General features: G+C 66.9%; 9 protein-coding genes. 4 read left to right on the forward strand and 5 right to left on the reverse strand.

Features of this window, described 5'->3' with window-relative positions:
• Window positions 1–7 precede the first annotated feature (7 nt).
• Both EAW56_RS07685 and EAW56_RS07690 read right to left on the reverse strand, forming a co-directional pair.
• On the reverse strand, window positions 8–1,126 hold the full coding sequence (locus tag EAW56_RS07685) for an ABC transporter ATP-binding protein (RefSeq protein ID WP_095553883.1): 1,119 nt from the start codon (window positions 1,124–1,126) through the stop codon (window positions 8–10).
• A 143-nt stretch (window positions 1,127–1,269) separates the two neighbouring features.
• A complete protein-coding gene (locus tag EAW56_RS07690; RefSeq protein ID WP_122085978.1) occupies window positions 1,270–2,337 on the reverse strand; it encodes an LLM class flavin-dependent oxidoreductase in 1,068 nt (355 codons plus the stop codon).
• Window positions 2,338–2,438: 101 nt separating this feature from the next.
• Between EAW56_RS07690 and EAW56_RS12720 the strand changes: the two genes are divergently transcribed.
• The 3 genes from EAW56_RS12720 to EAW56_RS07705 all read left to right on the forward strand — a co-directional run bounded on the left by EAW56_RS12720 (window position 2,439) and on the right by EAW56_RS07705 (window position 5,625).
• Window positions 2,439–3,917 carry a DUF5129 domain-containing protein gene (locus tag EAW56_RS12720; RefSeq protein WP_167457414.1) on the forward strand — a complete coding sequence of 493 codons (1,479 nt, stop codon included), beginning with the start codon at window positions 2,439–2,441 and terminating at the stop codon, window positions 3,915–3,917.
• Between the two features lie 133 nt (window positions 3,918–4,050).
• On the forward strand, window positions 4,051–5,346 hold the full coding sequence (locus tag EAW56_RS07700; protein ID WP_122085980.1) for an inorganic phosphate transporter: 1,296 nt from the start codon (window positions 4,051–4,053) through the stop codon (window positions 5,344–5,346).
• Between the two features lie 24 nt (window positions 5,347–5,370).
• The gene (locus EAW56_RS07705; protein ID WP_122085982.1) at window positions 5,371–5,625 is read left to right on the forward strand and encodes a hypothetical protein; all 255 of its coding nucleotides are present in this window, start codon (window positions 5,371–5,373) and stop codon (window positions 5,623–5,625) included.
• Window positions 5,626–6,047: 422 nt separating this feature from the next.
• Here the strand turns inward: EAW56_RS07705 and EAW56_RS07710 are convergent, their stop codons facing one another.
• Window positions 6,048–6,989: an acrylyl-CoA reductase family protein gene (locus tag EAW56_RS07710; protein ID WP_122085984.1), complete on the reverse strand. Its 942-nt coding sequence runs from the start codon at window positions 6,987–6,989 to the stop codon at window positions 6,048–6,050.
• 674 nt (window positions 6,990–7,663) lie between these two features.
• Complete coding sequence (locus EAW56_RS07715) at window positions 7,664–8,590, reverse strand: endonuclease domain-containing protein (RefSeq protein WP_122085985.1); 927 nt, start codon at window positions 8,588–8,590, stop codon at window positions 7,664–7,666.
• Between the two features lie 113 nt (window positions 8,591–8,703).
• Between EAW56_RS07715 and EAW56_RS07720 the strand changes: the two genes are divergently transcribed.
• Window positions 8,704–10,095: an SLC5/6 family protein gene (locus EAW56_RS07720; protein WP_122085987.1), complete on the forward strand. Its 1,392-nt coding sequence runs from the start codon at window positions 8,704–8,706 to the stop codon at window positions 10,093–10,095.
• Here EAW56_RS07720 and EAW56_RS07725 read toward each other — a convergent pair.
• The gene (locus EAW56_RS07725) at window positions 10,092–11,060 is read right to left on the reverse strand and encodes a GIY-YIG nuclease family protein (protein WP_133065252.1); all 969 of its coding nucleotides are present in this window, start codon (window positions 11,058–11,060) and stop codon (window positions 10,092–10,094) included. The two genes, EAW56_RS07720 and EAW56_RS07725, sit on opposite strands and share 4 nt — an antisense overlap.
• Window positions 11,061–11,117 lie beyond the last annotated feature (57 nt).

An 11,117-nucleotide genomic window follows, 5' to 3' on the forward strand; every position in this document is an offset into this window, starting at 1 on the left:
GTGGGCCTTAAATGCGCTGGCCGGTGGCCTTGGAGAAGGCGTGCAGGCCGCCCTCCGCAATCTGCGCGTGGACCACGTCGCCCTCGCGCACGCCGGACAGCGGTGCCGTGCGCACCACGATCTGGCCCGAAGTTTCCTCCTGCAGGCCCTCTTCCTTCCAGCCGCCGCCGGCGAGGTGGCCGTAGAGGAAGGAGTCGGAGCCCAGCTCCTCCACAAAGTCGATCTCTACCGGGATGGAGTGCTCCGCGTTCTCCACCAGCGTCAGCGCCTCGGGGCGGAAGCCGAGGATGATCTGGCCGCCGTCCGCCTCGGTGACGGCGGAGCTGACCTCCTGCGGCAGCGGAATGGACGCCTGGCCCAGGCGGGCGACGCCCTGCGCGTCCACATCAAAGGTGGACAGGTTCATCGCCGGGGAGCCGATGAAGCCGGCAACGAATACGTTGTTCGGGCGGTCGTACAGCTCGCGCGGAGTGCCCACCTGCTGCAGTACGCCGAAGTTCAGCACCGCGATCCGGTCGCCCATGGTGAGGGCCTCGGTCTGGTCGTGGGTGACGTACAGAGTGGTCACCTTCATGCGGCGCTGCAGGTTGGCAATCTGCGTACGGGTCTGCACGCGGAGCTTCGCGTCCAGGTTGGACAGCGGCTCATCCATGAGGAACACCTGCGGCTCGCGCACGATGGCGCGGCCCATGGCCACGCGCTGGCGCTGGCCGCCCGACAGCGCTTTCGGCTTGCGGTCCAGGTACTGGGTGAGGTCCAGTGTCTTCGCCGCCTCTTCCACGCGGCGGTTGATTTCGTCCTTGTCCTGACCAGCGATCTTCAGCGCAAAGCCCATGTTCTCGCGCACAGTCATGTGCGGGTACAGCGCGTAGTTCTGGAACACCATCGCAATGTCGCGCTCCTTCGGGCTGACGTTGGTGACGTCGCGGTCCCCGATCAGGATGCGCCCGTCGTTCGTGTCCTCCAGCCCGGCGAGCATGCGCAGGGCGGTCGACTTGCCCGAGCCGGACGGGCCGACAAGAACGAGGAACTCGCCGTCGGCGATCTCCAGGTCGAGCTTGTCCACGCTGGGTTTGTCCGCGCCGGGGTAGATGCGGGTTGCCTTGTCATAGGTCACTGAAGCCATGGTGTCCTCCATCGGCAGGTACGTGCCGAACGATCCGTAGTGGGGAAAATTGGTCGCCCACAAGGTTACCCCCGAAACGGACGGGGGTGGGGCATGGTTACCCGCGCGGGTGTGGGATCAGCTGGCTTCTTGCGCGCAGGGGGTTAGTCGATGGGGTAGCCGGTGACCGGGCCTTGCGCGTTCGGCTGCCAGCCGAGCGCTGGGGCGACGTGGGTGGCAAAGTTCTGCAGAATCTTCACGTTCACGTCCACCCCCATCCCGGTGGGGATGGTGAGCAGCAGGGTGTCGGCAGCCATGACGGCCGGGTCGGCCTTGAGCTGCTCAATGAGTGTGTCTGGCTCTGCGGCGTAGGTGCGGCCGAAGGTTGTCGTGCCCACGTCCGGCAGCGCGCCCACCTGGTCGGTGCCGGAGGCCTGCATTCCGAACCGCTGCATGTCCGCGCCATCGACGATGGGGAAGATCGAGCGGGAGACGGACACGCGGGGTGTCCAGTCGTGGCCCGCTTCCTTCCACGCGGCGCGGTAGCGGCTGATCTGGTCGGCCTGGATTTCTCCCAGGGTGTGCGCGGTGGTCTCTGAAACCAGGGTGGAAGACATGAGGTTCAGCCCGTCCTTCGCGGTCTGCTCCGCGGACGTATGCGTGCCCGAGCCGTAAAAGATGTGCTTGCGCAGCTCCGGCGCCGTGGGGAAGACGGGCAGGGCGGAGCCGGGCTGGAACATGTTGGGGTACTGCTTGTCCAGCGGTGCGGCGGTGGCGAAGCCCTTGCCGTCCACCGCGGCCATAAACGCCTCGAGGTGGCGGCGCGCCACATCCGCGCCGTTTGGTGCGTCGCCTTTGTAACCGAATGTTTCCCAGCCGCGCTCGGCGACTTCGGGGGCGCCGCGGGAGACGCCGAGGGCCACGCGCCCACCGGAGAGCTGGTACAGGGAAGCGGCCTCTTCGGCGAGGTAGAGCGGGTTTTCGTAGCGCATGTCAATCACGCCCGTGCCCACCTCGATGCGCTTGGTGGTGGCCGCGACGGCCCCGAGCAGCGGCATCGGCGCCGAGGCCTGCGGTACGAAGTGGTGCACGCGGAAGGAGGCGTTGTTCACCCCGATGTCGTCCGCCGCCTGGGCGACCTCCAGGTGAATCTGCGCGATCTTCTCTGCGGATGGGCCGCGCTGGCCGCCGAAGGCGTAGTGCCCGAAGCTTAGGAAGCCGAATGCTTTCATGGTTCACACTCCTCCGTGGTGACGTATCAACAAAACATGATAGCGGTCCGTCCCCGCCTGTGCTCATGTCCGTGCCCCAACGGCTCGCTATGCTTTGGTCTATGGCTACGAACCCCCACGCACGTAACACTCCCGAGAACATCGTGCCCGCGAAGGGCTCCGGCGTGAAGGATTGGGCGGTCGTGCTCGGCGCGACGGCCTTGCTTGGGGTGGGCGGCGGCGTGGCCAGCTTCGCCACGGCCGACGTCCCCGACGCTGCCGAGTTCGCCGTGTCCACCCAAACCAACGCTGCGAACCTGGTGGTCTCGGACCCGCAGGACATCGTGAGTGCTGACGACGAGGCCCAGATGCAGCGCGACGCGGAGCGCCTTCCCCACCCCGACACGGTGCAGACGGTCCACTACATCTACCTCTCCGAGGGCCGCGACAACGTCAACGATTCGGTGGAGAACTTCCTGCGCGACAACTTCCCGGACGAGATTGGCAACGACACCTTCGCCGACGGCGTACTCATACTCGGCGCGGACATGGAGTCGCGCAACCACTTCGTCTTCGCAGGCGGAGACGTCGCCGACCAGCTGAAGCTGCGCAAAGGCCAGCGCCTCGAATCAGTGCTGGAGGAGATGAAGCCGGGGCTGCGCGACAACAACCTGCCCGCGGCCGTGTTCGCCGGCGCGAACCTGGCCATGGACGGGGAAAAGGCCGAGCAGTGGGGCGTCAATGATGCAGAGGGTGGCCGCGTCGGCCGGACGGTCGCGGGGGCCGGCATCCCGGCGGGCGCGAGCCTGCTGGGCGGGACGATCGTGGCGGAGCGGAGGCGGAAGCGTCGAAAAGCGATCAACCAGGCGCGGGAAGACCACGCGCTGCTGGCGACTGAATACACGGGTCTGAGCCAGCGGCTGGACGAGCTGGACGTCCGCGCGAACTCGGTGTCCTCGGCCTTCGCCAACGCCGAGATGCGCGACGAGTGGGTCGAGGTGCGCGACCGCTTCCTCGCGCTGCACGACGTGACGCAGCGCAACAGCGTGGCCACCGACGAGCAGGCCTACGACAGCGCGAAGAACCTGCGCGAGGCGGCGCAGACCTTCGAGGACGCGGGCCACGCCGAGGACAACATCAACCGGCTCTTCGAGGTGGAGCGCGGCGACGGCCCGGCCCGCCGCAACCTGCTCACGGACATCCGCGAGGACATCGTCCGCGCCCGCTACGAGGTCAAGGACGAGACGCTGCGCGGCGACCTCGCCCGGCTGCAGGAACGCGTCGACGCCCTCGACGCCGCCCCGGAGGCGCCCGACTTCCTCGACCGCTTCGTCCGGCTGCTCAGCGATTACCGCTTGCTTCTCGACGAAGTCAAGCGTCGCGAGTTCAGCGACGTGAAGGAATACAAGGAGCTCGAGCGCCCGACGCTGACGGACCCGGGCTACGTCTACTCCGGCTACGTGCCGTACGTGGCGATGTCCTCGTGGCACCACGACAACGTGCAGGCGGCGCAGGACGCGGAGTCGAGCAGCTCCGGCGGAGGGGTCAACACAGGCTTCAGTTCCGGGTTCTCCGGTGCGGGCGGGTCGAGCTCGTTCTAGGGGCGGCCAAGTTGTGGTCGGGGTCACAACTTGGCGGTGTATGGCAAACGTCGGGAAACGGAAAGTTTACCTTTACATGAATTCTCGCTTTTAATATCGACAGCGTTACATAAGAGGCGCATACTTTCTTCCCGTGAGTATTACGATCCTGCTTGTCCTCATCATCGTCGTTGCTCTGTTCTTCGACTTCACTAACGGCTTCCACGACACTGCAAACGCGATGGCAACGTCCATCGCCACCGGCGCGCTGACACCCAAGGTGGCTGTCGCACTCGCCGGTGTCCTCAACCTCATCGGCGCGTTCCTCTCGGTCGCGGTGGCGAAGACGGTTGCGGGCGGCATCGTGGAGCTCGACGTGTTCGACCTGAGCAACCCAATTGACTCTGAAAGGCTCCTCCTTGTCGTCTTCGCCGGTCTCGGCGGCGGCATCATGTGGAACCTGTTCACCTGGCTCTTCGGCATCCCGTCCTCCTCCTCGCACGCCCTGTTCGGCGGCCTGATCGGCGCGGCCATCGCCGCCATCGGCTTCGACGGCGTCGTCTGGGTCGGTGTGCTGAACAAGATCATCATCCCGGCGCTCGCCGCGCCGTTCGTCGCTGGCCTGGTTGCCCTGATTGGTACCTGGCTGGTCTACCGCATTACCAACCACTCCGAGAAGGAGCACCGCGACCGCTACTTCCGCTGGGGCCAGATCGGCTCCGCCTCCCTGGTCGCGCTCGCGCACGGTACCTCCGACGCGCAGAAGACCATGGGCGTGATCTTCCTCGCCATGGTCGCCGCCGGCCAGTTCGACTCCGACCACCCGATGCCGTTCTGGATCCAGCTGGCGTGTGCGCTGGCCATCGCGATCGGCACCTACTCCGGCGGCTTCCGCGTCATCCGCACCCTGGGCAAGGGCCTCGTTGAGATCCACCCGCCGCAGGGCATGGCCGCTGAGACCTCCTCCGCCGCCATCATCCTCACCTCCTCCCACCTGGGCATGGCGCTGTCCACCACCCACGTGGCCACCGGCTCCATCATGGGCTCCGGCCTGACCGGCCCGAAGGGCGAGGTCCGCTGGTCCGTCGCCGGCCGCATGGCCCTGGCCTGGATCACCACCCTGCCGGTCGCGGCGTTCGTCTCCTTTGTCATCTGGTGGATCGGCAACGGCGCCGCTTCCGCGGGCAGCGACCTGGTGTGGGGCGGCGTCGCCATCGCCCTCATCATTGCCCTGGGCGGCGGCTACATGTTCTACCGCGCCTCCAAGGCTCCGGTGCACAAGGACAACGTCAACGAGGACTGGGACGAGGACGGCGGCGCCCTCGGCACCTCCGCTGACACGGCTGACAAGAAGGTCTACGGCGAGCCGGCGGACTTCGTCGACACCAGCGCTGGCCTGGCGGGCGCAACCGCAACCCGCACCGCTGTCAACAACAAGCACCGCAAGTAAGCGCGACCAGAAAGGATTATCACCATGGAACTCATCAAATCCCTCTTCCTGGTCACCGCAGTTGGCATCCTGCTCGGTGCCGGCCTGCCGACCCTCTTCTCCCTGAGCATCCACTTCCTCTCCCCCACCGAGGACGGCACCCCGGTGTCCGGCGGCAAGAAGGCCATCGCTTGGATCTTCATGGCACTGGTGCTCATTGCCGTGGTGGCGGCGCTCCTGCTCATCGCCCGCGAGCGCATCGAGTACATCTCGGGCTGGGACCCCTACCCATTCCTCTAACGCTCCCTCTCACGCGCTGAGCGAGACCGCGCCGGGCCTTTTTGGTCCGGCGCTTTTTTCGTGTCTACGCTGCGGGTTTATCGATTATGGTGGGTGCGCGTAGATGGTGGGTGTTGACAAACCATTTACTGGAACCTAGGGTTTCTCGAATATGAACGGAAGGTAAACACGCCTTCCGCCAAGAGGAAAGGAGGTGAACCCGTATGAAGTTCCTGAAACGCTTCCGCGCGTGGTTCCGTGACGAGGAGCGGGGCATCCCCCCGCACACCGAAGTCTCCCCCATCGACGTCCTGACACCCGTGCGCACCGACGCCTAAAGGCTGTTTCATATCGGGGGATGAGAAAGCCGCCGGTCCAGCGCAGTGCTGGTCCCGGCGGCTTTCGCCATGTGCGGCGCCAGAGCACGGCGCTGCGGTCCGGCGCTAGAGCTCGACGACCGTGCGGCCGCTGTGCTCGCCGGCGAGGATGCGGCGGCCCATCTCGGCGACGTCGTCCAGCCCGATCGTCTCGGTGCGGATCGTGGCGAGGTCGAGGGATTCGTCGAGGAGCTGCCATGCGGCGTCGCGAAGTACATTCGGCGTATCCACCGAGTTGATGCCCACGAGCTGCACGCCGCGCAGGATGAACGGCAGCACGCTGGCGGGCAGGTCGTTGCCGGCGGCCATGCCGCACGCAGTGGCCACGCCGCCCCAGCGCAGCTGCGCGAGCGCGTTGGCCAGGATCGTCGAGCCGACCGTGTCCACCACGCCGCCGAGGCGCGCCTTCTGCAGCGGCTTGCCCGCGTCGGCGAACTCGGCGCGGTCCAGCACCTCGCTCGCGCCCAGCTCGCGCAGCCAGTCGCCATGCTTATCGACGCGCCCCGTCAACGCCCACACCTCGTGGCCGCGAGCAGCCAGCAGCTGCACCGCGATGGAGCCCACGCCGCCGGTCGCGCCCGTGACCAGCACCGGACCCTCGGCGGTGTCCTCGTACAGGGCCCGCTCGAACCCCGCCACCGACAGCGCAGCCGTGTAGCCGGCGGTGCCGATCGCGGCCGCGTCCGCCGCGCTGAAGCGCTCCGGCACGCGGACCACGTGGGTGGAGTCAATGCGCAGCTGCGGCGTGTATCCGCCGTGGCGGCGCTCGCCGATGCCGCGGCCGTTGACGGTGACCAGCGTGCCGTCGTCAAGCGTGCCCACCGCGTCAATGCCCGGCACTGTGGGCAGGTGGCGCAGGACGCCGCGGTTGCCGCTCAGTGCCATCGCGTCCTTGTAGTTGATGGACGAGTGGCTGACGTGAATCAGCGTGTCGCCTTTGCCCGCGAACTCGTCGCGCGTCTCGACGATCTCCGGCCCTTGCTCTGTAACAATCAGCGTGCGTGTCATGCGGGCAAGTATACGGAGGTTTGACGCCTCGCCGCCTAAGTTGATGGGAGCGCGCAGATAGTGGGTGTTGACAAACGATTCCCGGTAACTTAAAGTTACCCCCGCATGAACGGAAGGTTAACAGCCTTTCGCTGACACGGAAGGAGGTGAGCTTGTGAAGGCTCTCATTGACGGACTGCACAAGTGGTTCCGCTCGGAAGATCGTGGCATTGCCACGCTTTTCGACGCCACCCCCATCGCCGTCCTCCCGCGCGCCTAGGTTGCGCGGCGTTCGCGTCGGCGCTTGCGCTGGTGTGAATCCGGCCGCGAAAACCGGCCCCGCGGGCACGGCGATCGTGCAGAATGTAACTCAGTAAGTGCGGCGGGCCCGCCCTGGAACGGAAGCCAGGGCGGGCCCGCTTTCGCGTGCGCGGGGGGCGCCGGCCCCGCGTTTCGCCGCCCCGACCGCCCTCAAAACAGCCCCGACCCGTCCCAAAACCACCCCGACCCGCCCCAAAACCACAGATACCGATAGTAAGACCCCGTTTTCGCCCCCCTGGAGCGCATTATCGGTGTCTTACTATCGGTATCTAGCTGGGCGGTGGCCGCCCGGTATCCGCAAAGGCCCGGACTCCAGCCCCACCAGCCCCAAAAGCCCCACCAGCCCCAACCGCAGCGCCAAACCCCCGGCCCGCCTACCGCCGCCAGTGCTCCCCGTGGCCGGGCCGCCACTGCGTCGCCGGCACCCGCGGCGGCCCGAGGTGCTCCGAGCGCGCCTTGAGGTCGAGGATGTGGCGGATGCACCAGTCCTCGTCGCGCAGGATCTGCCGCGGTGTGAGCCTGGCAACCTCGTAACCCTGCACCCGGATCCAGTTCTCCCGCTGCGCCTGCTCCAGGGCGGCGGTCTGCCCGTCCTCGGCAAACTTCACGTCGCCGTCGACCTCGATGACCAGTTGGTCCCACAACAGGTCAGGCCGCACGTACGGTCCGATCCACAGCTGCTCCTGCGCCTCGATGCCGCGCTCGCGCAGGATGACGCGCAGGAGCGACTCGTACGGCGACTGCGACAGGGATGAGCTCCAGGCCAGCGCCGTCCGCGCGTGTGCGATGCCCTTCTTCCTGGCCAGGCGGCGCACCGTCGCCTCGAGCTCCGCCCGCGCGCCGGGGCGGAACTGGTGGAGGAACGAGTCCATCGCGACGACGCCGTGGCGCACCCCGTGGAGCCGGGCGACGTCGACGGCGGTGCGGACGGGGGTGGTGAGGAGGACGGTGTCGCCGTCGAGAAGCGAGATGGAAGCCCGGTCAACCTCCGGGATCCGCATCTCCCGGTACTGCACCCCCTCGGGCCACTGCTTCTTCGGCGGCGGCGAGTGGCGCGGGTTGGCCAGCATTACCGGCGAGTGCTTCGCGGGCAGCGTCCATAGGCCCATGATGACGGCGGCCGAGCGGCCCACCACCACCGCCTTTTGTGCGCCGACCCCGATCGCGTACGCGCGCAGAAACTCCTGCTCATAGGCCTTGAGGCCGCGCCAGTCCTGCTCGGCCACGTACCGCGTCGCGGACAGCTTCCGGCACGCGAGCGCGTCGCTCTCCCCCGGCCGGATCAGGTGCGTCACAAGCATTGCTCTTTCCATGTCCCCTCCCCGGACATCAGCGTACCAACTCGGTTTGGCGTCGAAAGTGGGTACGACCCCCGTGCTACCCTTGTGAGCTACGACATTGAAAGCGTGGAACTATGACCACTTCACATAAGCAAGACACCACCCATCCCGTCCCCTACGCCGACCTGCCCGAGCAGTACAGCGACGAGCACCTCGAGCTCGGCCGCGCGCAGTTCGACGCCGACCACCTCACCGAGGCGGACAAAGAGCAGATCCGCGAGCAGCGGCGCTCCAAGGCCCCGGACGGCAACTTCTTCTCCTGGGTGATCGCCCTGTTCGGCACCGGCGTCGGCGCCGGCATCCTGTTCCTGCCCATCAACGCGGGCAGCTTCGGGTTCTGGCCGCTGGTGATCGCCACGCTGATCATCGGGCCGATGGTGTTCCTCTCGCACCGCGCGTACGCCCGGATCGTGGCAGCGTCGCCGTCGAAAGGCCTGGACGTGCTCCAGGTCGTCACCGCGCTGACCGGCCGCAAGCGGGGCCTGGTTAGCGCGCTCATGTACTGGCTGGGCATCTATCCGGTGGTGCTCATCTATGCCATTTCGATCACGAATACGGTTGACAGCTTCGTCGTTAATCAGCTCCATGGCCCCGAAATCAACCGCTGGCTCCTGGCCACCGTATGCGTCGGCGTGCTCACGGGCGCCTACGCGCTGGGCATGAAGGTGACCCTGTGGCTGGCAAATGCGCTGGTCTACCCGCTGATTTTCGCGCTCGCGGCGGTGTCGATCTACCTGATTCCGCGGTGGGATGTCGCCAGCTTCCGCGCCTACGAGTCGCAGACGCCGATGTGGCAGGCGGTGCTGCTGATCATGCCGGTGCTGGTGTTCTCATTTAGCCACATCGCGGCGGTGTCGCAGTTCGCGCTGGACATGCAGAAGCGCACGGGTGGCGACGTCGCCGCGACCGAGCGCGCCGTCTCCAAGATCGAGCTGGTCACGGCCGCGATGCTCGTCCTCTTCACCATGTTCTTCGTCTGGTCGTGCGCGCTCGCGCTCGGCGCCGACGGCATGGACGCCGCGAACGAGCAAAACGTCCCGGTCCTGTCCTACCTGGCCAACGAGACGCACACGCCGTTCCTCGCGTGGGTGAGCCCGCTCATCGCCATCTGCGCGATCATCACGTCCTACTTCGGCCACCTCCTCGGCACCGAGGAAGGCACCGGCTACCTTATCCGCGTCGCGGCCCCGCGCACGGCGGCCACACTCACCCCGCGCTCGATCCGCCGCGTGGTCAACGTCTTCGTCTTCGTCACGGCCGTGCTCGTCGCGGTGCTCACCCCGTCGGTCCTGGACATGATCTCCGTCGTCGGCGGCGTCTTCGTCGCGTTCCTCCTCTACATCCTGCCCGCGCTCCTCGCGTTCAAAGCCACCGCGTTCAGGCACTACGCCCGCCGCCCGGACACCATCTTCCTCCTGGTCATGGGCTCGCTCATCCTCGCCGTGTCCATTTGGGGCATGTTCTAGCCGCTTATCGACGCCCCTCCGTCCCCCATCCCTTCCGCCTCCACCTCATCAGTCTCGCGGTCCTCCCAGTCCGCGAGGCTGACGTTTGCGTTCTCCGCCAGGTGCCAGGCGGTGCGCCCGTTGGTGGCCGCGCCGCGCACAAAGCTGGCGGCCGAGCTTGGGCTGGAGAACTCCACGTCCTTGGTCAGGCGGAAGTTGTCCATGCTGTCCGCGTACCGCTCGCGGTTGGCGGTGATGGCCTTCGGGGCGCTCGCCGTGAGGTCCTCGCGCAGCTTGGCTCCGCTGAACACCACGAACCCGCCCGGCGTGCGTTGCCCGAGCGCGTGGATGGAGCGGTCGTAGCTGGCCAGCTCGAACACGGGCTCGTCGTCAGCACTGCTCGGCGCGTGCTCCTGCGGCACCGCCGCCTGCCCGCGCCGGGTTGCCTCCGAGGCGACGGGCTGGAACGCTGTGATGCCGAGGGCGCTGATGATCAGGTTGGTGTTCTCGATGAACTCGTCGAGCACCGCCTGCACCTCCTCGGTCACGTTGCCCGGCGACGGCGTATTCCCGTTCGCCACCTCGTACCGGCCCGCGCTGACGGCGCGCTGGTGGAAGGCGTTTTCCAGGAACGTGATCTCGGTCGGTCCCCACGAGTTGTCCACCACCACGAGGTAGATGATGCGGTTGAAGAAGTCCTTGTCGTCGCTGCGGGTGTGCTCGGCGGCGCGCGCGAACGCCATGCCGTTCTGCCTGCGCGTGGCCTGCCCGATGTAGATCTTCGGCTGATCCGTGTCCGGGTTCGTGCCCACCAGGAAGTACACCGCGGGCTGGTTGAGGTCCGGCCGCTGCTTCAGCTTCGCCGAATTGATCTCCGTGCGCGGGATCGAGTAGACGCGGCCCACCCAATTCGCAATCGACGCCTTAATCGGCCCGTCCGGCGTCCCGTCCATCATGAACATTTGCAGCGTCTTCGGTGTGGGCATGCGGTCCTCCTGCTGGGCTCGGTTGTGCGGGTCCACTGTATCCCCTATTCCGCCCGC

Origin of the sequence: Corynebacterium gottingense (assembly GCF_003693265.1) — a bacterium.
Lineage (GTDB): Bacteria > Actinomycetota > Actinomycetes > Mycobacteriales > Mycobacteriaceae > Corynebacterium > Corynebacterium gottingense.

What these genes read in the sequence shown, in the direction of transcription:
- EAW56_RS07685 (WP_095553883.1), bottom strand. Translation starts at nt 1,126, where the DNA reads ATGGCTTCAGTGACCTATGACAAGGCAACCCGCATCTACCCCGGCGCG.
- EAW56_RS07690 (WP_122085978.1), bottom strand. Translation starts at nt 2,337, where the DNA reads ATGAAAGCATTCGGCTTCCTAAGCTTCGGGCACTACGCCTTCGGCGGC.
- EAW56_RS12720 (WP_167457414.1), top strand. Translation starts at nt 2,439, where the DNA reads ATGGCTACGAACCCCCACGCACGTAACACTCCCGAGAACATCGTGCCC.
- EAW56_RS07705 (WP_122085982.1), top strand. Translation starts at nt 5,371, where the DNA reads ATGGAACTCATCAAATCCCTCTTCCTGGTCACCGCAGTTGGCATCCTG.
- EAW56_RS07710 (WP_122085984.1), bottom strand. Translation starts at nt 6,989, where the DNA reads ATGACACGCACGCTGATTGTTACAGAGCAAGGGCCGGAGATCGTCGAG.
- EAW56_RS07715 (WP_122085985.1), bottom strand. Translation starts at nt 8,590, where the DNA reads ATGCTTGTGACGCACCTGATCCGGCCGGGGGAGAGCGACGCGCTCGCG.
- EAW56_RS07720 (WP_122085987.1), top strand. Translation starts at nt 8,704, where the DNA reads ATGACCACTTCACATAAGCAAGACACCACCCATCCCGTCCCCTACGCC.
- EAW56_RS07725 (WP_133065252.1), bottom strand. Translation starts at nt 11,060, where the DNA reads ATGCCCACACCGAAGACGCTGCAAATGTTCATGATGGACGGGACGCCG.